Annotated in this window: 21 protein-coding genes, 1 tRNA gene and 2 pseudogenes; 9 read left to right on the top strand and 15 right to left on the bottom strand. The window is 59.0% G+C overall.

The features are described from left to right. Window positions 1-22: 22 nt before the first annotated feature. From INT12_RS15365 to INT12_RS15340, 6 genes are all read right to left on the bottom strand, one after another. On the bottom strand, window positions 23-1,345 hold the full coding sequence (locus INT12_RS15365) for an MFS transporter (protein ID WP_017848722.1): 1,323 nt from the start codon (window positions 1,343-1,345) through the stop codon (window positions 23-25). A gap of 73 nt (window positions 1,346-1,418) precedes the next feature. Continuing rightward, window positions 1,419-2,297: an SMP-30/gluconolactonase/LRE family protein gene (locus INT12_RS15360; protein WP_193041110.1), complete on the bottom strand. Its 879-nt coding sequence runs from the start codon at window positions 2,295-2,297 to the stop codon at window positions 1,419-1,421. Window positions 2,298-2,362: 65 nt separating this feature from the next. Beyond that, window positions 2,363-3,295, bottom strand: coding sequence for a 3-keto-5-aminohexanoate cleavage protein (locus tag INT12_RS15355; RefSeq protein ID WP_017848720.1), 933 nt, complete (start codon window positions 3,293-3,295; stop codon window positions 2,363-2,365). 80 nt (window positions 3,296-3,375) lie between these two features. Further along, window positions 3,376-4,164 (bottom strand): SDR family oxidoreductase, encoded by a 789-nt coding sequence (locus INT12_RS15350; RefSeq protein WP_193041111.1) that lies wholly within the window; start codon window positions 4,162-4,164, stop codon window positions 3,376-3,378. Beyond that, window positions 4,161-4,883, bottom strand: coding sequence for a GntR family transcriptional regulator (locus INT12_RS15345; RefSeq protein WP_126586423.1), 723 nt, complete (start codon window positions 4,881-4,883; stop codon window positions 4,161-4,163). The genes INT12_RS15350 and INT12_RS15345 overlap by 4 nt, the downstream gene beginning before the upstream one ends. A gap of 135 nt (window positions 4,884-5,018) precedes the next feature. Beyond that, entirely contained in the window at window positions 5,019-5,165 is a 147-nt protein-coding gene (locus tag INT12_RS15340) for a hypothetical protein (RefSeq protein WP_017848717.1), read from the bottom strand. A 198-nt stretch (window positions 5,166-5,363) separates the two neighbouring features. Between INT12_RS15340 and INT12_RS15335 the strand changes: the two genes are divergently transcribed. Further along, entirely contained in the window at window positions 5,364-6,671 is a 1,308-nt protein-coding gene (locus INT12_RS15335) for an MFS transporter (protein WP_046490376.1), read from the top strand. Further along, window positions 6,668-7,426 (top strand): substrate-binding domain-containing protein, encoded by a 759-nt coding sequence (locus INT12_RS15330; protein WP_193041003.1) that lies wholly within the window; start codon window positions 6,668-6,670, stop codon window positions 7,424-7,426. The genes INT12_RS15335 and INT12_RS15330 overlap by 4 nt, the downstream gene beginning before the upstream one ends. Here the strand turns inward: INT12_RS15330 and INT12_RS15325 are convergent. After that, the gene (locus INT12_RS15325) at window positions 7,418-8,320 is read right to left on the bottom strand and encodes a LysR family transcriptional regulator (protein ID WP_017848714.1); all 903 of its coding nucleotides are present in this window, start codon (window positions 8,318-8,320) and stop codon (window positions 7,418-7,420) included. The two genes, INT12_RS15330 and INT12_RS15325, sit on opposite strands and share 9 nt — an antisense overlap. Window positions 8,321-8,589: 269 nt before the next feature. Here INT12_RS15325 and INT12_RS15320 point away from each other — a divergent pair, with 269 nt between their 5' ends. Continuing rightward, window positions 8,590-8,802, top strand: coding sequence for a cold-shock protein (locus INT12_RS15320; RefSeq protein ID WP_017848713.1), 213 nt, complete (start codon window positions 8,590-8,592; stop codon window positions 8,800-8,802). A gap of 70 nt (window positions 8,803-8,872) precedes the next feature. Then, window positions 8,873-9,082: a cold-shock protein gene (locus INT12_RS15315; protein WP_017848712.1), complete on the top strand. Its 210-nt coding sequence runs from the start codon at window positions 8,873-8,875 to the stop codon at window positions 9,080-9,082. A gap of 36 nt (window positions 9,083-9,118) precedes the next feature. Here the strand turns inward: INT12_RS15315 and INT12_RS32015 are convergent, their stop codons facing one another. From INT12_RS32015 to INT12_RS15295, 5 genes and pseudogenes are all read right to left on the bottom strand, one after another. Further along, window positions 9,119-9,982 (bottom strand): methyl-accepting chemotaxis protein, encoded by an 864-nt coding sequence (locus tag INT12_RS32015; protein ID WP_370737569.1) that lies wholly within the window; start codon window positions 9,980-9,982, stop codon window positions 9,119-9,121. Beyond that, window positions 9,977-10,744, bottom strand: a pseudogene (locus INT12_RS32010) (MCP four helix bundle domain-containing protein); the annotation flags it as partial. The pseudogene INT12_RS32010 and the gene INT12_RS32015, both read right to left, overlap by 6 nt. 514 nt (window positions 10,745-11,258) lie before the next feature. Continuing rightward, window positions 11,259-12,284 (bottom strand): histone deacetylase family protein, encoded by a 1,026-nt coding sequence (locus INT12_RS15305; protein ID WP_193041005.1) that lies wholly within the window; start codon window positions 12,282-12,284, stop codon window positions 11,259-11,261. A gap of 87 nt (window positions 12,285-12,371) precedes the next feature. Continuing rightward, window positions 12,372-13,601: a Zn-dependent hydrolase gene (locus INT12_RS15300; RefSeq protein ID WP_193041006.1), complete on the bottom strand. Its 1,230-nt coding sequence runs from the start codon at window positions 13,599-13,601 to the stop codon at window positions 12,372-12,374. A 13-nt stretch (window positions 13,602-13,614) separates the two neighbouring features. After that, window positions 13,615-14,934 (bottom strand): MFS transporter, encoded by a 1,320-nt coding sequence (locus tag INT12_RS15295; RefSeq protein ID WP_046384359.1) that lies wholly within the window; start codon window positions 14,932-14,934, stop codon window positions 13,615-13,617. Window positions 14,935-15,092: 158 nt separating this feature from the next. On the opposite strand from INT12_RS15295, the gene INT12_RS15290 reads away from it, so the two are divergent. After that, complete coding sequence (locus INT12_RS15290; protein ID WP_193041166.1) at window positions 15,093-16,031, top strand: LysR family transcriptional regulator; 939 nt, start codon at window positions 15,093-15,095, stop codon at window positions 16,029-16,031. Between the two features lie 369 nt (window positions 16,032-16,400). On the opposite strand, the gene INT12_RS32005 is transcribed toward INT12_RS15290, so the two are convergent. Next, window positions 16,401-16,742: a helix-turn-helix domain-containing protein gene (locus tag INT12_RS32005; RefSeq protein WP_017848706.1), complete on the bottom strand. Its 342-nt coding sequence runs from the start codon at window positions 16,740-16,742 to the stop codon at window positions 16,401-16,403. A 297-nt stretch (window positions 16,743-17,039) separates the two neighbouring features. On the opposite strand from INT12_RS32005, the pseudogene INT12_RS15280 reads away from it, so the two are divergent. Further along, window positions 17,040-17,834: pseudogene (locus tag INT12_RS15280) on the top strand (EAL domain-containing protein); the annotation flags it as partial. On the opposite strand, the gene INT12_RS15275 reads toward INT12_RS15280, so the two are convergent. After that, window positions 17,784-18,143, bottom strand: coding sequence for a hypothetical protein (locus INT12_RS15275; RefSeq protein WP_193041165.1), 360 nt, complete (start codon window positions 18,141-18,143; stop codon window positions 17,784-17,786). The pseudogene INT12_RS15280 and the gene INT12_RS15275 sit on opposite strands and share 51 nt — an antisense overlap. Before the next feature lie 136 nt (window positions 18,144-18,279). Between INT12_RS15275 and INT12_RS31665 the strand changes: the two genes are divergently transcribed. The 3 genes from INT12_RS31665 to INT12_RS15265 all read left to right on the top strand — a co-directional run bounded on the left by INT12_RS31665 (window position 18,280) and on the right by INT12_RS15265 (window position 20,630). Continuing rightward, entirely contained in the window at window positions 18,280-18,831 is a 552-nt protein-coding gene (locus tag INT12_RS31665; RefSeq protein WP_193058905.1) for a DUF6216 family protein, read from the top strand. Beyond that, window positions 18,770-19,141 (top strand): DUF6216 family protein, encoded by a 372-nt coding sequence (locus tag INT12_RS31660; RefSeq protein WP_413469016.1) that lies wholly within the window; start codon window positions 18,770-18,772, stop codon window positions 19,139-19,141. The genes INT12_RS31665 and INT12_RS31660 overlap by 62 nt, the downstream gene beginning before the upstream one ends. Before the next feature lie 670 nt (window positions 19,142-19,811). Further along, window positions 19,812-20,630, top strand: coding sequence for a DUF6236 family protein (locus tag INT12_RS15265; RefSeq protein WP_193058904.1), 819 nt, complete (start codon window positions 19,812-19,814; stop codon window positions 20,628-20,630). 875 nt (window positions 20,631-21,505) lie between these two features. On the opposite strand, the gene INT12_RS15260 is transcribed toward INT12_RS15265, so the two are convergent. Continuing rightward, window positions 21,506-21,595, bottom strand: a tRNA-Ser gene (locus INT12_RS15260). Window positions 21,596-21,603: the final 8 nt, after the last annotated feature.

Below are 21,603 nucleotides of genomic sequence, written 5' to 3'. Positions count from 1 at the left end.
TGGGGGGCGCATCAATGTTGTTCTAGGGTTCGAGTTGCACAACCAACGCCTGCGGGCGATGGGAAAACAGTTGCAGCAGCGCGCCGCCCAGGGCGCAGCCGGCCATCACGAAAAAGCACACGGTGTAGCCATGCAGCGTGGTCCAGCCGCCGCCCATCGCGATCAGGCTGCCCATCAACACCGGCGCCAGGCCGCCGCCGATGAACATCGCGGTGGTGATGATGCCGTTGGCCGTGGAGGTGGCCGACGGCTCGGCCGAGTCGCAGGCCACCGCGTAGTAGATCGGCCAGACCGCATTGGCGACCAGGCCGAACAGCAACTGCACGACGATGATCAGGGTCAGGGTGCTGGCGAAGTAGAACGCGCCGACACTGGCGGCCATCCACAGCCCGCAGATGATCAGGGTGGTACGGCGGCCGATGATGTCCGACAACGACGGCCACACCAGTTGCCCGAGAATCCCGGTCAGGGTGAACACCACGCTCATCCCCGCCGACTGCGCCAGCGACAGCCCGACGATGTTGTAGAGGTAGGCCGGCAACACGATATTCACGCCCATGTACACCACCTGCGTGAGCAGGGTGTTCCCCGCCGTCAACGCGATATTGCGGTTGCGCAGGGTGGCGACAAAGGTGCGCCAGGCGTCGCCCTTGATCTGGCTGGCCGGGGCATTGTCCGGTGGCGTCATGCCTTTGGCGGCGATGTCGACGTACAGCGCGGTGATGCGTTCGGCCGTGGAATACCGCGCCCAGAAGATCATCAGCGGCAAGGCCACCACGAAGGCGAAGAAGAACACGTAGCGCCAGTTGTCCTCGCCGAAGGTGCTGATCACAAAGCTGGCGACGATGCCGCTGAGCATCGCGCCGATCGGGTAACCGGTGTGGTGCGCGCCAAGGGCAAAACCGCGGCGTTCCACCGGCCACCATTCGGCGGTGTTGCTCACGCCCACCGGTTCGCCCCAGCCCGCGCCGAGGTTGACCCCGACACGCAGGGCGATAAACGTCGCGAGGTTGCCGCTCAACGCCTTGAACCCGGACAAAAACGAGATCGCCGTGTAGCCCAGCACCAACGGCACCTGGAACCGCGCGCGCTTCCAACCGCCGCCGTAGCGGTCGCTCCACATCGAACCCGGGATATCCAACAGGGCCAGGGCGAGCATGATCACCGTGGCCACGGTGCCCCACTGATCGGCGGACAAATCGAAATGCTTGGAGATGGTCGGCCCCAGGCGCAACACGATCTCACGGTCGTAGGCGTTGAGAATCCAGATCATCCAGCAAACCAGCAGCGACACCCAGGAATGCCGGTGAATGCTGCGCAGCGACGCTTTTTTTAAAGTTGCCATGAGCCTCTCCAGGCGCGCGAGGGCGCGCACTGACACAAGGTTGCGAAGGAATGTTGCTGATCGAACACACGCGCTAGCTGGCGAACCGTCGCTCGGCTATTCCTTGCACGCCCAACCCGGTAATGGCGAACAGCGCGCCGCGCTGCTGGCCGTCGTGCGGAAAACGTGGCAGCGGCGGCTTGGCCATGGAGGTCACAAACAGGGTGTCGAGGTTCGGCCCGCCGAAGGTCAGGCTGGTGACCTTCTTCACCGGCATTTGGATGATCCGCTCGACGTGGCCATCGGGGGTGTAGCGCACCAGCTTCCCGGCATAGACCAGGGCCTGCCACAGGCAACCTTCGGCGTCCACGGTGCAACCGTCCGCGGCGCCGCCACCCGAGGTGTCGACCTTGGCGAAGGTGCGCCGGTTGCTGACATTGCCGCTGGCGAGGTCGTAGTCATAGGCCCAGATCTCGCCCGACCAGGTGTCGCAAAAGTACAAGGTGTCCCCGGATGGGCTCCAGCACGGGCCATTGGAGACGATGATGCCTTCGTCCAGGGTGTGCAGGCGCAGGTCCGGGTCCAGGCGGTAGCGTCTGGCGCTGGCGCGGTCTTCCTGGGTGTCCATGGAACCGAAGACAAAGCGGCCCTGGCGGTCGACCTTGCCGTCGTTGAGACGGTTGTTCGGCAGGTGCGGTTCAGGGTCTTCGATCAGCGCCAGTTCGCCACTGGCCAGGTCCAGAGTGTGTACGCCATTCTGCAGGGCGACGATGGCCGCCGCGCCGTTGTGGCGCAGGGCCATGGAGCCGATTTTCTGGCCCACGTCCCAGGCACGCAGTTCGCGGCCGTCGTCGGTGCAACGCAGGATGCGGCCGTCGGCGCTGTCGATCCAATACAGCCGCTGTTGTTCGACGTCCCACACCGGGCCTTCGCCCAGGGTGGTCTTGACGTCCACAAGCACTTCGATACGCATGGTGTGATCCCCTTATTGTTGTTGTGCGGGATTCGGGCCGCGCCAGCACGCGGCCGTGTCGTCGGTTAGAAATTGACCTGGTCGCGCCCCTTGAGCCCGAGGATGTCCCGCGCTTCATCCGGCGTGGCGACGCGATGGCCGAGGGCTTCGATCACGCTGCGAATGCGCCGTACCTGATCGGCGTTCGAAGCGGCCAATTTGCCCGGCCCGTCCCACAACGAATCTTCCAGGCCGACCCGGGCATGGCTGCCCATCGACAAGCCCATGGTCGCCAGCGGAATTTGCCCACGCCCGGCACCAAGGATCGACCACACATAATCGTCGCCAAACAGGCGATCGGCGGTACGACGCATGTGCGCCAGGTCTTCCGGGTGCCCGCCGATGCCGCCGCGCAGGCCGAACACCGATTGGATGAACAGCGGCGGCTTGAGCAGGCCACGTTCCAGGAAGTGCGCGGCGGTGTAGAGGTGGCCGATGTCGTAGCACTCGATCTCAAAACGGGTGCGGTTCTCGGCGCAGGAATTGAGGATGTGGGCAATGTCGCGGAAGGTGTTGCGAAAGATCCGATCGTCACTCTCTTCCAGGTATGGACGCTCCCAGTCGTGCTTGAACTCGGTAAAGCGGTTGAGCATTTCGTACAGGCCGAAGTTCATCGAGCCCATGTTCAGCGAGGCCAATTCCGGCTTGAACTGCATCACCGGCTGTAGGCGTTCTTCCACGCCCATGGTCGGCGCGCCGCCGGTGGTGATGTTGATCACCACGTCGCTGGCAGCCTTGATCTGCGGCAGGAATTCGGCGAACAACGCCGGGTCCTGGCTGGGGCGGCCGTCGTTGGGGTCACGGGCATGCAGGTGAACAATCGCCGCGCCGGCTTCGGCGGCGCCGATGGCGGCGGCGGCAATTTCCTCGGCAGTGATGGGCAAATGCGGCGACATCGACGGCGTATGGATGGCACCGGTCACGGCACAGGTAATGATCACAGGACGTTTTTTGGACATGACGATTCTCCGACTTTTATTCTTATGAAAAAAATCCTGGGTACAGCTCGGGGTTCTTCCTTGGCGACTGGCGCCGCGTCCTACAGGTACTCGACGTTACCGTCGACACTGATCGCCTGGCCGGTCACGTTGCGGGCGGCGGGCGAACAGAGGAACAGCGCCATGGCCGCGACGTCTTCGGCGGTGACCATGCGTTTGAGGGAAATTTTGTTGAGGTATTCCTGGCGCATCTCGGGTTCGGGTACGCCGACCTGCTCGGCACGGGCGCGAATCACCGCGTCCATGCGCGGGCCTTCGACGATGCCGGGCAGCAAGGCATTGACGCGGATGTCACTCTCGCCCAACTCCGAGGCCAGGGATTTCATCAGGCCGACAATCGCCCACTTCGTCGCCGCATACGGCGTGCGCCACGCGTAGCCCAGACGCCCGGCCACCGAGGCGATATGCAACAGATGGCCGTGGGACGATTGCTTGAGCATCGGCACCGCATGGTTGGCAAAACGGTATTGCGCGGTCAGGTTGATGTTGATGGTGGCTTGCCATTCGGCGTCGCTGATCGCGTCGATACCGCCAGTGGGGCCGGCGATGCCAGCATTGTTGACCAACACGTCGAGGCCGCCGAAATGCTCGCGCTGCACCTCGAACACCGCCGCGATCTGCGCGGCATCACTGACATCGGCGCGGGTGGCGACGCTGCCTGGGTATTTGTCGCGAAACGCCGCCAGGGCCGGTTCGCTGACATCACACACATGCACCTGGGCACCGGCTTCCAGGTACGCCGCGGCCAACACTTCACCGATGCCGGCAGCCCCACCGGAAATCAATACACGTAACCCAGGATAGGGCTGTAGCCGCTGTAGGACACTCATGCACGTTTACCTCCTGAAGCAGACGACCGCGAACGGTCGTTCTTGACGAGCAGGCGCGCCAGGGAATCGGCGGCCTGCATGATGTCATCGGTCACCGCCGCCCGTGCGCCAGCGCCGTCGCGGGCGGCCAGGGCTTCGACGATGCGCGTATGCGCCTCCATCGAGCGTTGCAGGTGAGCTTTATCGGGGGCGACCAGGGCAAAGCACGGCCCCATGTGCAGCCAGAAATTCTCCACGGCGGCCATGGTCAGCTCGGCCTGGGCCACTGCGTAAATCCGGCGGTGGAAGGCGAAGTTGGTCCACAGGTAGCGCGACACATCGACTTCGTCGGCGGCGTGCTGCATTTGCTGGCACAGGTCGGTGATTTCGTCGAGGTCGGCTTTTTTCAGGAGCAATACGGCCTTCTCGGCCAGCAAGCCTTCCAGAGCGACCCGCGCATCGCGGATTTCGCGCAGGCGCTCGACCGTCATCATGCGGACCCGCAGACGCGAGGTTTCGGTGACTTCAAAGGCGTTTTCGGCGCTGAGGCGTTGCAGGGCTTCGCGCACCGGCATCGGGCTGGAGCCGAGCGCTTCGGCCAGGCCACGGATGGTGAGCTTCTGGCCAGGCTGGAAACGGCCACTCATCAACGCTTCGCGGATCTGGCGGTAGACCTGGTCTTGCAAGGTATCGCGGGACACCTGGCGCAGGGTGGGCAGGAGGAGCGGACCATCTGTCATGAGGCAAACCTGTGTTGTGGTTCTTATGTCCCCAATATGTGATCACAAATCAAATATGTCAAATAGTTTGCCTCTTCCCGAGGAACGCCCGTTGCACATGTGGGAGCGGGCATGCCCGCCCCCACCGATCACGCATCAGGGTTTCAGCGGAATTTCCCGATCCCGCTCCGAAAGCTCCGTGCCGTCGTCGGGATGCTTCCAGGTCTGCGGCTTTTCTTCCTCCAATTGCCGCCTGCGTCGTTCCTGCTCCCGTTCGTCCCGCTGTTTCTGTTCGTCAGTCATAGGCACCCCCGACCGTAAGAATTGGTTACGCCTGCAAGCATAGAACAAGGACGCCGCCGTGGGCCTGCACTGACCACTGATAACCAAAACGCATCAATAGATCAAAAATATTCACTTATCATTTCTAAATGTGTCAGCCACTATCCTTGGCCTTAAGCGAAACAAGCACTTTAAAAAGAACGCTGGAGACACAAAAGCATGACTAGCCCTACCCGCCCCGACTCTGCCCGTTCGAAAATTGGTGCGGTTTTCCGCGTTACTTCGGGCAACTTCCTCGAACAGTTCGACTTCTTCCTGTTCGGCTTCTACGCCACCTACATCGCTGCCGCGTTCTTCCCCGCCGCTAATGAGTTTGCGTCATTAATGATGACCTTTGCCGTGTTCGGCGCGGGCTTCCTGATGCGTCCGTTGGGTGCGGTCATCCTGGGTGCCTACATCGACGATGTGGGGCGGCGCAAAGGGTTGATCGTGACCCTGGCGATCATGGCCAGCGGTACGCTGCTGATCGTGCTGGTGCCGGGTTATCACACCATTGGCCTGTGGGCTCCGGCGCTGGTGTTGCTCGGCCGTCTGCTGCAAGGCTTCTCGGCCGGTGCGGAACTGGGTGGGGTGTCGGTGTACCTCGCTGAAATGGCTACCCCCGGCCGCAAAGGTTTCTACACCAGCTGGCAATCGGGCAGCCAACAGATCTCCATCGTGGTCGCCGCCGCGCTGGGCTATGGCCTGAACGTGTGGATGCAACCGTCGGTCGTGGCCGACTGGGGCTGGCGCATTCCGTTCGCCGTCGGTTGCGTGATCATTCCGTTCATCTTTGTGCTGCGGCGCAACCTTGAGGAAACCGAAGAGTTCGCCAACCGCAAACATCGCCCGAGCATGCGTGAAGTGCTGGCGACCCTGGCGAAAAACTGGTCCGTGGTCATCGGCGGCATGTTGATGGTGGCCATGACCACCACCGCGTTCTACCTGATCACCGTGTATGCGCCGACCTTCGGCAAGACCGTGCTGCAACTGACCACGTCCGATGCGTTGCTGGTGACCCTGTTGGTGGCGATCTCGAACTTTGTCTGGCTGCCCATCGGCGGCAGCCTGAGCGACCGCTTCGGGCGTAAACCGGTGCTGGTCGCGATGACCGCGCTGACGGTGCTCACGGCTTATCCGGCGCTGTCCTACGTGGTAAACGCTGCGAGCTTTGCGCATATGCTGGAAACCCTGCTGTGGTTCTCCTTCCTGTACGGCATGTACAACGGCGCGATGATCCCGGCGCTGACCGAAATCATGCCGGTGGAAGTGCGCGTGGCGGGCTTCTCCCTGGCCTATAGCCTGGCGACTGCGATCTTCGGCGGTTTCACTCCGGCGATCTCCACCTGGTTCATTCACATCACCGACGACAAAGCTTCGCCGGCCTACTGGTTGATGTTCGCGGCCCTGTGCGCCCTGTGCTCGACCCTCGCGCTGTATCACCGCGCCAATACCCGCGGGCAAGTCATGCTCGAGGCGGCGCAATGAAAGCGCTGTCGCAAACCCTGACGGCCCTGGCCCTCGGTGCCCTGGCACTGACGGCCCAGGCCGAACAACTCAAGGTGATGACCTCCGGTGGCTTCACCGCTGCCTACAAGCTGCTGGGCCCGCAATACGCCCAGCGCAGCGGCGACACCCTCGACACCGTCCTCGGCCCGTCCATGGGCAAGGCGCCGGAAGCGATTCCCAACCGCCTGGCCCGTGGCGAACACGCCGATGTGGTGATCATGGTCGGCTACGCCCTGGATGAGCTGATCAAACAGGGCAAGGTCGACAAAGCGTCCCGCGTGGAACTGGCGGATTCGCGGATCGGCCTGGTGGTGAAAGCCGGCGCGGCCAAACCGGCCATCGGCACCGATGCCGAACTCAAAGCGGTGTTGCTCAAGGCCAAGTCCGTGGCGTATTCGGACAGCGCCAGCGGCGTGTATGTCGAGAAGGAACTGTTCAAGAAACTCGGCATGCCGGCCAAGGGCACCATGATCGAACGCATCCCCGTGGCCGAACAGGTCGCCAAGGGTGACTACGAGGTGGGCTTGCAGCAGGTGGCGGAACTGTTACCGGTGCCGGGGGTGACTTACGTCGGCAAGATCCCTGAAGACGTGCAATCGGTGACGCGCTTCGCCGCGGGTATTCCGGTCAACGCCGAACACCCGGCGCAGGCCAGGGCGCTGCTGCACTACCTGGCCTCGCCCGAGGCGCAACCAGTGGTGCAATCCACCGGCCTGGACTCGGTATCACGCTGACCGAAACGGCAGCTCCCGCACCAACCGCTCCAACTCCAGCGCCGCTGGCGGCAACGTCCGCCCGCGGCGCTTGATCAAGCCCACATTGCGCATCACCTGCGGTTCCACCAGCGGCACACTCAGCAGGATCGGGTGTTCAGTGCCCGGCATGGCAATCGACGGCACCATCGCCACACCCAACCCCGCCTCGACCAAGCCGATCATGGTGGTCACGTGGTGCGTCTCGCAGATACTCGGCTTTTTCACCCGCACGCCGCGCAGGGCCTGGTCCAGCAGAAAACGGTTGCCCGAGGTTTTGTCCACCGTGATGTAGTCATGCTCGTAGGCCTCGGCCCAGCTCACGCTGGCGCGCTCGGCCAGCGGGTGATCGCGGCGGCAGGCCAGCACATAACGCTCCTGAAACAGCAACTCGAACTCCACCTCATCGGCCAGGCTGCCGCTGAAACTCACGCCGAAATCCGCCTCGCCGCTTTCCACCGCATTGCACACCTCACCGGCACTGGCATCCAGCACCCGCAGGCGAATCTTGGGGTAGAGCTTGTGGAATGCCGAGATCACGTGAGGCATGAAGTAATACGCGGTGGACGGCACACACGCGATGGTCACATCGCCCATCCGCGTGGAGGCGACGTTGCTGATGCCCATCAGCGCGATGTCGAGGTCGTCGAGGATACGCTCGACCTGCGGCAGGAAGGCGCGCCCGACCATGGTCAGGCTGACGCGGCGCGTGGTGCGCTCAAACAGCTTCACGTCGAGGGCGGTTTCGAGCTTTTCGATGCGCCGGCTGAGCGCTGGCTGCGAGATCCGGATGGCATCGGCGGCGCCGCGAAAACTACCTTTGTCTACTACGGCGCGAAAGGCTTGGAGGTCGTTGAGGTCGAAGTTGATGATCACGGTAGGAAGCCAGTGGGAATCGGGATGGAGGGCATTATCGTATGGCAGGTGACGGGGCGCCATGTGCGTAAGGACCGGCGCCCGGATACGCCAGGTTGTCAGCATGAAACTGCGCAGTATGGCGCGTTTCGACGGCCCGCGAACCTGTCAGGAATGACAGTACCGCTGGTCTAGCGCAGTGTTGACGACGGGCTGGCGCGGGGCTTTTATTAAGCATGTCGCACTGCGTCGGTGCGCAGTAGGACATCAGGGTTTAGAGGATACGAACAATGAGCGACAGACAGAACGGCACGGTGAAGTGGTTCAACGATGAAAAAGGCTATGGGTTCATCACTCCGGATAGCGGGGCTGACCTGTTCGTACACTTCAGGGCGATTGAGGGCACTGGATTCAAATCATTGAAAGAAGGGCAGAAAGTCAGCTTCGAAACGGTAAAAGGGGAAAAAGGCATGCAGGCGGACAAAGTCCAATTGATCAGCTGATAAGCCTGCGACTCACCGCGTCACCCCGCCCACCCTGGGCCATGTATTGCACTGAAAATGGAGAACGGCCATGTCCAGAAAGACTCCACAGACTGCAATCTTCATCAGCAGCGAAACTGCCGCCCACGATGCACAGGACGTTTTCTTTCGCAGCAGCACCGCCCAGGGTGGTCGGGTGCTGCGCGAAGGGCAAACCGTCACCTACGAATTGGAACGGGGGCCGGGGGGCGAGTGGCAAGCGGTCAATATCAGGATCGTGGAAGAGCCGACGCTGAATTAGCGCCATCCTGCGCGCCGCCACTCGCGGCGCACTTCACTACAGCTGAAAGCGTGCCACCGCCTCGTTCAGTGCGACCGCCAGTTGCGCCAGTTCCCGGCTCGCGCCGTTGATCTGCCCGGCGCCGGAAGACGATTGCGCCGACAAGTCGCGAATGTTGACGATGTTGCGATCGACTTCCTTGGCGACCTGGGCCTGCTCCTCGGCGGCGCTGGCGATGACCAGGTTGCGCTGGTGAATCTGGTCGATGGAATCGGTGATCTGGCTCAAGGCACCGCCGGCGCCTTCCGCCAACGCCAGGGTGTCGGTGGCGCGTGCGGTGCTCGACTGCATCGAGGTCAGTGCGTGGTCGGAACCCGCGCGCATGGCGCTGACCATCTGGTCGATTTCCAGGGTCGATTGCTGGGTGCGGTGCGCCAGGGCGCGCACTTCGTCGGCCACGACCGCAAAACCGCGTCCGGACTCCCCGGCCCGCGCCGCTTCGATGGCGGCATTGAGGGCCAGCAGGTTGGTCTGCTCGGCGATGGAGCGAATCACGTCGAGTACCTTGCCGATATCCCGCGATTGCTCGGCGAGGTGTTGCACCAGGGTCGAGGTCTCGCCGATGTTGCTGCTCAGGGCTTGAATCGCGCTGACCGTTTCGCCCACGCGATGCTGGCCTTCGCGCGCCGTTTCATTGGACACCCGCGTGGACTCGGAGGTGGACACCGCGTTGCGCGCCACCTCGTCAGCTGCGGAAGTCATCTCATTGACGGCAGTGGCGGCCAGCTCGATTTCCGCGGTCTGCTTTTGCAGGCTGCGGCTGCTTTGATCGGTAATGCCGTTCAGGTCGGTAGCCGACGACGCCAACTGCCCGGCCGACTGGCGAATCAGTTGCAAGGTGCCGCGCAGGCTGGCTTGCATACTCTGCAGCGCCACGAGCAGGCGGGTCACTTCGTCGTCGCCGGTCACTGCCACCGTTTCGGTCAGGTCGCCACGGGCGACGTTTTCCGCGGCCCGCACCGCATGGCTCAGCGGGCCGACGATGCTGCGTGTCAGCAGCCAGGCCAGCGCCACGGTACTCAAGGCGGCCAGCAGCACAAAGCCGAAGACCATCGTGCGCGAACGGCCATACTGCGCCTCGGCCGCCTGCCCTTGTTGGTTGATCTGCGCGTTGTAATAGTCGGCCAATGCGTTGAGCTGGGCGCCGGAGCCATCGACCACGGTTTTCATATCCACCAACAGCAACTTGTTGAGCTCAGCCCCCTGTTGCTGGTCGGCCAGCGCAAACGAGCGGGTCAGCCCTTGCTGGTACTGGCGCAACGAGACCTGGAACTGCTCATACAACGCGCGCACTTCGGCGCTGTCGATCACGGCCTCGAGGTCGGCCAGCTTTTTGCTCAGGTCCTGGCTGCGCGTGTCCATCTGGCTGCGGTACTGCGGGATGCTTGCCGGGTTCGGGTCCAGCGCCATGCGCAAAGAGATGGTCCGAATGCGCAACATAATCTCGCGGATATCCGAGACCAGACGCATTTTAGGCACCAGCCCACGCTCGACCTGGACCGCACTTTCACGAATGCTGGCCATGTTCGAGAGCGCAAAAAAACCGAGTACGGCCACCAGCAAAGCAGCCAGGGCAAAACCCAGGCCCGCGCGACGGGCGATGGACAGGCTACGTAAGGACATTTTTCGAGGCTCTTTTATTAGTGATCAGATGTCATACAAGAGCATTTCGGCCGCCAGGATCAGGACTTTAGAGACGTCATCCATTTCCCCGCGTGCGCCTGCGATCAGTCATGCAGGATTACAGGGAGATTTGCGTATGCGGAAAAATCCCTGCACGGGAAAGAACCTGATCTCTCCATCTGAAACGAAAAAGCCTGCAGAACGCTCGGTTCAGCAGGCTTTTCGCTGCGGGCATCGGTTAACCGCCCTCAAGCGCACCCGCACGGGGTTGACGCTCGAACCGCGACTTCACACGCCTTGTCGATCCATCGACTACTGACAAGTCCCACCTTTGTGATGCGACCCCGTGCCCCCGACCGGATGTGTCCCCTTCGGACACGCTGCGGCAAAAAACGGGCTACACGCCAACACCACCAAAACCCCGACCAATAACAGCTTCTTCATACCATCCTCCGTGATCGTCACGACATATGATGGCATAAAGATATCACACCTCCACAAAACCGATACTCGGTTACTTCGCCCAAGCCTGCGGGCCACTGAAGAACGCCTGCGCATTGCTGTCCAACGTCTCCAGGTGATACCCGCCCTCCTGCACGATCACACAGGGCAACCCCAGGCCGCGGATGCGCTCACCCAAGCGCGCAAACCCGTCCCGCGTCACCGCGACTTTGCTTTGCGGGTCCAGTTCGTAGATATCGAAGCCCAGGGAGAGCACCAGCACATCCGCAGAAAAGTCCTTCAGCGCCTTGAGGGCCAGTTCGAGCTGTTCAAAGAACACCGCCTCGCTGGCACCGTGGGGCATCGGCAGGTTGAGGTTGAAACCTTCGCCGGCCGCGTTGCCGCGCTCGTCGGCAAAACCGGCGACAGCCGGGTAGAAGTTGGTCGGGTCGCCGTGGATCGACACGTAGAGCACGTCGTCGCGGTCGTAGAAAATCTCCTGAATGCCTTGGCCGTGATGCATATCGGTATCCAGCACCGCGACGCGCTGGAAGCCTTCGCGCAACACCTGCGCCGCCACCGCGGCATTGTTGATGTAGCAGAAGCCGCCCGCCGCATCGAAGCGCGCGTGATGACCGGGGGGGCGACACAGCGCGTAGGCGGCGGGCGCGCCATCGAGGACGGCCTTGGCGGCAGCGACGGCGCTTTGGGCCGACCAATAGGCCGAGCGCCAGGTCCGTTCGCCGACCGGGCAACTGCCATCCGCCAGGTAGCGTGCGGCTTGGGCGAGGATGCCGCGCAGGGAGTTGGGTTCACGCACGAAGATGTTGGACATGACTTCGTCGCCCCACTCTTCAGGGATTTCCTTCCAGCGCGGGTAAGCCTCCTGAAGGAAGGTCAGGTAGGGCGCAGCGTGTACCGCCAGCAGCGGCTCAAGGCCGTGGTCCTCGGGTGACACAATCTCAAACCCCAGGGTTTGCGCGGCCCGCAGCAGGTTGCGGGCGCGCTCGGGGACTTCCTGCGGCGTTCGCATCTGGCCACGGGAGTAGTAGCTGCGCGGATAATGCAGGAGTTGTTCGGGATGGAAGAACGTTTGCATGGGAATCTCCTGAGTGAACACGCTGCCGGTGGGCGCTGGCTTGCCTGCGGCCCGGCAGGTCGTCTTCAGTCGTCCTGAATGAGGCGGTCAGTTGGCTTGGCCGGCACGTTTCAACACGGCGTTGAGTAAAACATCGGCGCCCTGGCGCACGTCCTCGGGCAGTACGTCTTCGGCTTCGTTGTGGCTGAGGCCGCCGACGCAGGGGATGAAGATCATCGCCGTCGGGCAATAGCGTGCGAGGTGGATGGCATCGTGGCCGGCGCCGCTGACGATGGGCTGCTGGCTGTAACCCAAGGCGTCCACCGCGGCTTGCACGCAGGCCACGCATTCGGCATCGAACGGCGTCGCTGGGCTGACCCAGTGAGGGCTGATGGTGACGCTCAGGCCGCGCTTCTGCGCGATGGCCTGCAAGCGCGCCCTGACCTGCTGCTCCATCGCCTCAATGTCGGCGTCGCGGTGATGGCGCAGGTCGACGGTGAAGGTCAGCAAACCGGGAATGGTGTTGCGCGAAGACTTGGCAATGCTCAACTCGCCGACGGTGGTGAGGCCCTGGGGGGCGAAATCCATGGCGAGGCATTCCAGGGCCTGGATCATTTTCGCGGCGCCATACAGCGCGTCCTTGCGCAGCGGCATCGGTGTGGTGCCAGCATGCGCGGCCAGCCCTTCGACCCGCACATCGAGCCAGCGAATCGCCTGGCCACCACTGACCACGCCGATGCTCTTGGCGTGGTCCTCAAGGATCGGGCCTTGCTCGATATGGGCTTCGAAATACGCATCCACCGCCCCGCCCAGGGCACGCTTGCCGTGGCAGCCGAGTGTGCGCAAGGCGTCGGCCACGCTGATGCCGTCGGCATCGGTGGTGGCCAGGGCTTGGTCCAGCGCCAAGGCACCGGTGAACACGGCGGAGCCGAGCATGGCGGGGGTGAAACGGGCGCCCTCCTCGTTCGTCCATACCGCGATTTCCAGCGGCTTGCGGGTCTGGATGCCATGGTCGTCGAGGCTGCGCATCACCTCCAGGCCGGCCAGCACGCCGTAGACACCGTCGAAGCGGCCGCCTTCCGGCTGGGTGTCGAGGTGACTGCCGATCATCACCGGCGCGGCGTCCTTATCCGTACCGGCACGCCGGGCGAACAGGTTGCCGATGGCGTCCATGCTCAGGCTCAGCCCGGCGGCCTTGCACCAGTGGCTGAACAGCTCGCGACCGGCGTGGTCTTCGGCGCTCAACGCCAGGCGGCAACTGCCGCCGCGCGCGGTCGCGCCGACTTCGGCCATGGCCATCAGGCTGGCCCATAGACGCTCACCCTTAATCTTCAACATTGCACCCGCTCCATTAAACACCAGGGGCCATTTCCAGGCGGTGGGCGGTGGCGTGGCGGCGCGACAAGGCCAATACGCTCACCAGCGAGACCGCCGCGATCAGGCTGTAAAACACTGCCATCGGCCACCATTGGCCTTGGTATTCGTGGGCCAGCCAGGTGCCGATCAACGGCGTCAGGCCACCGGCCAGCGCACCGCACACCTGATAGGCCAGGGAAATCGCGGTGTAGCGCACGCGGGTTTCAAACAGGCCGCTGACAAAACCTGCGATCACCGCATAAAACGAGGCCATGCACACCACCGCCAGGGCGATGCCGAGGATGATCAACGGCGCCTCACCGCTGCTGACCAGCACGAACATCGGGTAAGGCGACGCCATCGCCAGCACCGTCATCGCGCAGAGGAAACGCGTGGCGCCGACCTTCTCCGCGACCCAGGCCGCCAGGGGCTGTACGCAGAACTGGATGATGGCGACGACGAACAGGCACTCCAAAATCAACGAGCGCGGTAGGCCCAGTTGCTGAGTGCTGTAGGCAATCATAAAAGTGTTGGTGAAATACACGCCGGCGATACCCAGGGTGTTGGCACCGATGCACAGCAGCAGCGGGCGCCAGGCGGTCTTCAGCACCTCGATCACCGGGGCCTGGTCCGGCTTGAGCGCCCGTGCCTTTTCGGCCAAGGCTTTGTCTTCGAGGAACTCAGGCGACTCGTTCACCCCCAGGCGAATCGCCAGGCCAACGATCAACAGCAAGGCGCTGGCCAGGAACGGCAGACGCCAGCCCCAACTGAGCAGGTCTTCTTCGGGCAAACGGGTCACCGCGCTGAACGCCAGCAGCGACAGAATCAGCCCCGCCGGGCTGCCCAACTGAGCAAAGGAGGCAAAGAAATTGCGGCGGCCCTTTGGCGCATGCTCGCCGGCCATCAACACCGCCCCGCCCCACTCGCCACCGACGGCGATGCCCTGCACGATGCGCAACAGCACCAGCAGGACCGGCGCCGCGACGCCGATCTGTGCGTAGCTCGGCAACAATCCGATGCACACCGTGACCACGCCCATCATGACCAGAGTGATCACCAGCGACTTCTTGCGGCCGATGCGATCGCCGATATGCCCGAACACAATGCCGCCCAACGGCCGCGCGAAAAAGCCCACGGCAAAGGTGCCGAACGCGGCCATGGTGCTGAACAATTTATCTTCGGAAGGGAAAAACAGCTGACCGAACACCAACGCGGCGGCGGTGGCGTAGATATAAAAGTCGTACCACTCGATCATGGTACCGATGAAAGCGGCGGCCGCAGCACGGCGAGGCTGGGGCGAAGCGGAAGGCTTCATGGGGCGGGCTCCTTTGGTTATTTTTTTGGCAGGAGAAAGGTCGAACGCATGCGCTCTGATGGCGCTTGTTGAGGGTGAGTTATCGTCGCGGGGCTATGATTAGTCAATTTTCTATTTATTATTCCAATTATAAATCCTGCTTATTATTGAGCCGCGCCATGCCCGAAACCCGTCGCGATATTCACCCGCTGCTCAACGACCGCCTGGACTGGAACCTGCTGCGCACCTTCCGCGTCATTGGCCAGGAACTGAGCATCAGCCGCGCCGCCGCACGCCTGCACCTGACTCAGCCGGCCATCAGCCAGGCCCTCAAACGCCTGGAAGAACAACTCGACTGCCAACTCATCGCCCGCCGTGGCCCGCGCTTCGTACTGACCGAGGCCGGCGAACAGATCTTCGCCATCGCTGGCGAGATGTACGGCCAGGTCTCGCAGATGAGCAACGCCCTGCAAAAACCCGGCGATGAAGTGATCGGCAAAGTGCGCCTGCTGATGATCAGCCGCATCAACTCCAACACCTTCGATGAGTTCCTGGCCGAGTTTCACCGCGAACACCCGCGGGTCGACCTGGAGGTCGAGGTAATGCGCAGCTCCGACATCGTCGCCGCCCTGCTGGAAAAAACCGCCACCCTGGGCCTGAGCCTCAACCGCCGGCCACAGCCGCGCCTGGAACAACATCTGTTCCTGCACCAGCGCTATGGTTTTTTCTGCGGCAAACACCACCCACTGTTCGGCCGCAGCGGCTTGGCCGAAGGGGACTTGCAGTCGGAAAACTTCGTCAGTTTTACCAGCGACCAGATCGGCGGGATGCTCTCGCCGTTGACCATATTCCGCGATCAGCAGGGGTTCAGCGGGCGGATCGTGGCGTCGTCACCCAGCCTGGAAGAAGTGCGCCGCCTGGTCATCGCCGGGTTTGGCCTGGGCTGCCTGCCGATTCATGTGGTGGCGGAGGATGTGCAGAACGGACTGCTCTGGCGATTACCGCCGGATGAGGGGATTGCGGATGTGGATATCCATGTGTTGTGGCATCGGGAGCAGAAGATGAGTCGCGCAGAAACGGTGTTTATCGACAGTCTGTTGGCTCGTCTGGCGCGGTAGCCGAATGTATTCAGCGATTTATCAGACGGTTCTCTCAGGCGAACTCAATAGGGCCTTGGCTTGTTCATCCTGGACTTCGGCGAACTTTGTAAACTCTTTCCTCGTCAACTAAAGTTCAGCTCGTTGAAAACATTGTTTTTGCTTCGCCAATTAATGACACCTGTCACACCGGCCAGGCCGAACTTTAAAAAAGTTCATCAATACCAACGAACACATCCCTGATGCGTTCATCTAGCAGCAGGAACAGGAATAACATCATACGTTCCTATACTTAATGAAGCGTAAACAACCACATTCAAAAACAATAAACCGCCCCTGGCTCTACTCAGTATTTTGCGCCACCTATCAGGTGAATTGAACCGAGCACTGCTATTGCTCTCGATTCTTCAAGATCCTTTTTGCGGCGCCAATAATTTCTTTCAGCGACATTTCATCTGCTTGATAGGCAATGTCGCATAGGCAGTGGCGAAGGCTCGCGGCGGTTGGTTCAGCGTGATCCCGGCTCGTGAAAAAAGCATCCAGTCCCACGCCCAGGACGTCAGCGATTCGCTCCAACATCTCGATGCTAGGGGCGTATTCGCCTCTCTCGTAACGACTCACTGTCATCGACTCACACCCCAGTGCTTCGGCAAGGGCGGCCTGTGTCCATTTATTGTCTAGTCGTAAGTGCTTGATTCGCTTGCCTATACGTATAGTGGCACTTTGCTTCATCTGAAATATCACTTAAAATCAAATGCTTACACCTATTCACCTCCCCAGGAAGATCATAAAAAGGCTAGATTGCTATTATTTTCTAGCCAATTTCAGTATAGTCATTTTTTGACTATCTGAACGATGTTGAATTGCTAAGGAATTTTCCCATGGACGCCGAAAATTATGCCTGCCGGAAAATGCGATTGATTTTTGGTGCCTGCAGGTACCCGCGTTTGAGAAGCACCCAGCAGTTATTTGTCGTTACAGGTCAAAAAACACCGCTCCTATTGCCTATGGTTGGGTAACTGGGGGTAAACGTTCATGCTCACACCTTCCCACCTTCAACAACTGACACGACAAGGCATGATCGAACAGGCGTTACGCCAGGTCGATATCGAGCACGAATTCAGCCTGGTTTTTCAGCCGGTGATTGATTTGCGCAGCTGGCGCACCGTAGCGTTCGAGGCATTGGCACGCTGGAACAGCCCAGAGCTAGGTGACGTGCCTCCCGGCCAGTTCATTCCGATTGCCGAGCGGATCGGCCTGATAAATCGCCTGACCACTCACCTGCTCGGCAAGGCATTGCTGATTGCCTCTGACTGGCCCCGCCACATTTGCCTTTCTTTTAACTTGTCCGCGCACGACTGCGCTTCAGACGAAATCGCCGGACAAATAATCGAAATCATCAAGGCCAGCCATTTCGACGCCAGGCGACTGGACCTGGAAATAACCGAAACAGCGATCATGCAGGATGTTGTTAAAGTGCAACATACTATTGACAGGTTCTGTCGGCTAGGTTGCGGAGTGGCCCTTGACGATTTCGGCACTGGATACTCCAGTCTTAGCCAACTACTTTCGCTGGCGCTCACTAAAATAAAAATAGATCGAACCTTTATTACTGGCATTGATGAAAACCCCACCCGCTACAAAATTGTAAAGTCTCTAGTTGCTTTGAGCAGTGACATGCAACTGGAATGTATAGCCGAGGGCGTGGAAACTCGCGAGGAATTGGAAGCATTGATTAGCCTGGGTTGTTTTTTTGTCCAAGGTTATTACTTTTCACAGCCCATGCATCATTCGCACATAGATAATTGGCTCAAAGACAATTGAATGGTTCGTGGCATGCCAAAAATTCAATATCGAGCGCTGACTGAAGTGCAGACCTTCGCAAGGTATCTCTAATATCCAACCCGGTGCGAAGTGGCTAAACCTGGAAGCGTCCTTGCATTTTCTGGCCAACTGCAGCTCAGAGATCCAGGCAACGGATTCCTCAGGCACGGTGGCCTTGGTTTGCTCGGATAAACCGCCAGCCTTGCGCGCTTCGCTCATGGTCTCCTCGGCTTGTTTACTGAAGGCGCCGGAGGCACACTCCAGCCCGGAGAAAACCTGTTTGAACTGGTCACGGGTGGTGTCGGACATGGGTTATCCTCCCTGTTGGGTATAGAGCTCTATCGCCGCAGACACAAAAAACTTAAGGACGAGTTAAAAATGCCTATTGCTTAATGGCTAAACAGCCAATAAAACCTTCCATCAGAACTAAATCAAGGATGAATCTGTGTCACAGCAAAACTTCAACGACAACATCGTAAACTGGACATTTGAAAACTACGCAACACTGGCAAGCTTAGTTAGCGGTATCGCTATCTGCTTGTTAGCCTTGTACATTTATTCACGTTCAGGCTCACTGATATTCCTACGCGACTTAATATGGCGTTTTTTCGGTGGCTCCACAAAGTTTGAAACCGAAGACTACGAACAAATACGAAAAAACCTCAGGGAAGTTGAATACTACCGATTCGAGTTCAACATACCCGCACAAAACTTGACTGACACCAAACTCGCCGAGGAATGGATCAAGAAAAATGGCTTCTGCCATAGAGATGTTGCACGAGCAAGAAAATATATAGACTGGAAAAACTTTAACAGCCTAAAATTTAAAGAGACCCTGTTTTCGAAAAAAGCTCAATGTGCGTTTTTTTGCGCTACTCTTCTTTTTCTTCGTAATTATCAGCATTTCAGTACCACTTACGAACGCAAAATACCTGATGGTTTCATTGAAAGACGCTCCGGAAGCTCCGTCATTTTACCTATCCGAGGGCGATGCTAAATTCAGCTTTTTCAAATCCGACCCAACACTAACAGAGAAACAGTGCCAGTCACCGGAATCACTTAAAAAATTTATCAATCACGAGTTCTCAGAAAAAAACATCAACATCATCTGCTCGCTCTTTGGCGAGGACAAATACCGTGAGCATGTAAACAATGGGCTCAAGGGGCAACGAGGGCTTCTTCTGGCAATCGTCGCAATTTCGATTTTCTCCGTGTTCTGTATATTGGTGCGAATATCCAGATCAGGTGTTGCAAAAAAACTCCACGAAAAAATTCATCCGCCCAAAAAACAAATTTTCAAAAAATAACCCATCCAGCTGAATAGCTTTGCGACTCTTACATTACACCGTTAGAGTCGCCTCGCTGGATTGATCACACCCCGAAACCTATCTAATGCCTTTTCTAGACTACGAGCAGGCTCATAGGACGTTTGGCGAAGACCTTCGCTGCGGCCTCTTCCGCTGACAGCGAAGCTCCGAAGATGCTGTCCAGCCGCATGGCGGAATCGACCAACACGGCTTTGCCCTGCTGGAGGTGCTGAACCACTCTCGCCAGAAGGCCCTTTCAGCCAAGCCAATGGGCACGCCGAGCCACTGCTGCAAGGCGGCGCGCAGCCGTCCGGGTTTCCAGTGTTTCATGGTCAGACACCCGCCATGATCGGGTCGTTGGAGAAGCCGTCGCGGTCACAGAAGAGATGTACGTCGCCGTGGCGGGGATCAAAGGGTCCACGATCACTGCGGCGCCGGTGCGACCGCGACGAGAGCATTCAGCACAAAGTGGATGATCCCGGAGCCAGCCGAGTCGAGTATTTTGCCAGTGGTAGCTATAGAGCCTGGGTTTACTCTCGCTCATCGCCGGGGAAATTTGATGCGTGCGAAACGTTATCAATTAGAACTTTTAAAAGCCTTCACTAGACTCAATCAGCAACCCCTGATAATTTAACTTAAAATCAGACCCAACTTATAAAGCACACACAACATGACTATTGAAAACAACATGAGAGGGATAGTTATAGCACCCTCACTAGATCTCGACACACATAAAAACATTAGCTACTTAGGAACCATTCACCCCGACACCTTTAAAAAATACTTACTTTACTTTGACAAAATTGACATCCCAAAAACTACCAGAATAGGTTTTAAATCAACACCTGACGATAAATTTCTCGAGAGCGCCGGAATCTTAGAGCACACGCTGCACGACGAGGGCTCTACATTTCAGCCAAAGCACACAAAACTAAACCTAATCGAAAATGCCCTGAAGATACGCCATAGTGTCCAACCTGGGCAGTGGAGCCTGGCGAATCACAAGCTCTCTCCGAGCGAGAACCAGCTTACGAAGAACCCAGGGATCGAAATAAAAATTTATGAATGCCTACCGATTCCAAGCCCAGAATCATCTTTCGACGACATATTAAACTACAAAGACAAGAGAAAAGATGAACTATTAGAATTTCGAAATCATCTAGACGACATCTACCAACTGATTCTTTCTCAGCCAGACACCGAGAGAGGTTTAGTGACAGCAATAGCAAACCTCAAAAAATCCATAACCAACGTCAATGCCTCAGCTACGAAAGGCCTACTACGAAGAGTTGCTTCCAGCTTCAACATCAGCCTTAACATCGAAAGCACTTTTTCGTTGGCCAGTGCTTTACTAGCAGGAGACAAAAGTCAGGTCGCCAAAGAAGCATTGGGTTTCATTAGCCTTGAACCTGCAAAACTATTTACAGCGACTGAAATCCCGAAGGATCTAAAGGCGCTCTCTTATTTGGTTAACCTCAACAAAATATGACATCACTCGTCCAACCTTTATAACTCGATAGCGATGGGGATCCGTCCTATACGGAGATGCAAGCAACCAACCTGAGATCTTTTTACTCTCTAACAGAAAACCTACAAAGTAGGCGTTTCAAGTGTGCTTCCACAACGACACAGTGATAAAGCTTTGACGCACTATCGGCTGACAGCTGGTCAAGTACCGCGTCTCTCAGAGCGTCTCGATAACTCAGCAATCATTCGATCATGCAGTCGCTGGACCCAGTTGCGATAAGTCCTATCCGCCGATGGCTCCAGTCCCAGCTGCCGCATCTGCTCAGCAACGGATAGCTCCCGTTCCGGTAGATAGCGCAGGCTCGCCAATTTGGCTAACCGCTGGCCCTACTCACCTTGATGTTGCAACCAGGCCAATGCGGCTTCCACCTCGCGTGCCATGTGATCGGGACCGGCTCCCACGAGTAGATCCCTCGAGCCCGGCGTACCACGCCCCCCCCCCCCAGTTTTGGCAAGACATTCGAAAGAGAATCGGTGCGAGTTTGGCAGCATCAACACGGACTCGAACAAAGTAAGCATCTTTCAGCTCGAAGTGATTTTCGCTTTCGGGGGGAGTTCATGGTTTTTTCACCCCGATCCAAAAGCTGCAGGTACGTGCGCGCTTCGGCGTACTGAATAACGCCTGCTGCGCCTTCTACGGAGACCACCACATTGCTTGAGTAGGCAGCGGCGGGAGAGCCGCGCAACAAGGCGCGGTAGCGGGTATCGCATCACCAAATCCTTATGAGTGATGGAAGGCTGCTGGGCGAGCCTTGAGAATTGCCCTAAACCAAACCCCAACAACGAAAAAGCCCCTGAAATGTTCAACCATTTCAGGGGCTTAGTCTTATTCAATAATGGCGGAGAGATAGGGATTCGAACCCTAGGTACCGGTGAAGGTACAACGGATTTCGAATCCGTCCCATTCGGCCACTCTGGCATCTCTCCAACGGCGC

The sequence above is a fragment of the Pseudomonas sp. K8 genome, assembly GCF_014889455.1.
Classification (GTDB): domain Bacteria; phylum Pseudomonadota; class Gammaproteobacteria; order Pseudomonadales; family Pseudomonadaceae; genus Aquipseudomonas; species Aquipseudomonas veronii.
This window is presented reverse-complemented; position numbering and strand designations above follow the sequence as displayed.

Coding starts and splice junctions, on each gene's coding strand:
- INT12_RS15365 (WP_017848722.1), bottom strand. CDS start 1,345: ATGGCAACTTTAAAAAAAGCGTCGCTGCGCAGCATTCACCGGCATTCC.
- INT12_RS15360 (WP_193041110.1), bottom strand. CDS start 2,297: ATGCGTATCGAAGTGCTTGTGGACGTCAAGACCACCCTGGGCGAAGGC.
- INT12_RS15355 (WP_017848720.1), bottom strand. CDS start 3,295: ATGTCCAAAAAACGTCCTGTGATCATTACCTGTGCCGTGACCGGTGCC.
- INT12_RS15350 (WP_193041111.1), bottom strand. CDS start 4,164: ATGAGTGTCCTACAGCGGCTACAGCCCTATCCTGGGTTACGTGTATTG.
- INT12_RS15345 (WP_126586423.1), bottom strand. CDS start 4,883: ATGACAGATGGTCCGCTCCTCCTGCCCACCCTGCGCCAGGTGTCCCGC.
- INT12_RS15340 (WP_017848717.1), bottom strand. CDS start 5,165: ATGACTGACGAACAGAAACAGCGGGACGAACGGGAGCAGGAACGACGC.
- INT12_RS15335 (WP_046490376.1), top strand. CDS start 5,364: ATGACTAGCCCTACCCGCCCCGACTCTGCCCGTTCGAAAATTGGTGCG.
- INT12_RS15330 (WP_193041003.1), top strand. CDS start 6,668: ATGAAAGCGCTGTCGCAAACCCTGACGGCCCTGGCCCTCGGTGCCCTG.
- INT12_RS15320 (WP_017848713.1), top strand. CDS start 8,590: ATGAGCGACAGACAGAACGGCACGGTGAAGTGGTTCAACGATGAAAAA.
- INT12_RS15315 (WP_017848712.1), top strand. CDS start 8,873: ATGTCCAGAAAGACTCCACAGACTGCAATCTTCATCAGCAGCGAAACT.
- INT12_RS32015 (WP_370737569.1), bottom strand. CDS start 9,982: ATGCAAGCCAGCCTGCGCGGCACCTTGCAACTGATTCGCCAGTCGGCC.
- INT12_RS15305 (WP_193041005.1), bottom strand. CDS start 12,284: ATGCAAACGTTCTTCCATCCCGAACAACTCCTGCATTATCCGCGCAGC.
- INT12_RS15300 (WP_193041006.1), bottom strand. CDS start 13,601: ATGTTGAAGATTAAGGGTGAGCGTCTATGGGCCAGCCTGATGGCCATG.
- INT12_RS15295 (WP_046384359.1), bottom strand. CDS start 14,934: ATGAAGCCTTCCGCTTCGCCCCAGCCTCGCCGTGCTGCGGCCGCCGCT.
- INT12_RS15290 (WP_193041166.1), top strand. CDS start 15,093: ATGCCCGAAACCCGTCGCGATATTCACCCGCTGCTCAACGACCGCCTG.
- INT12_RS32005 (WP_017848706.1), bottom strand. CDS start 16,742: ATGAAGCAAAGTGCCACTATACGTATAGGCAAGCGAATCAAGCACTTA.
- INT12_RS15275 (WP_193041165.1), bottom strand. CDS start 18,143: ATGTCCGACACCACCCGTGACCAGTTCAAACAGGTTTTCTCCGGGCTG.
- INT12_RS31660 (WP_413469016.1), top strand. CDS start 18,770: ATGGTTTCATTGAAAGACGCTCCGGAAGCTCCGTCATTTTACCTATCC.
- INT12_RS15265 (WP_193058904.1), top strand. CDS start 19,812: ATGACTATTGAAAACAACATGAGAGGGATAGTTATAGCACCCTCACTA.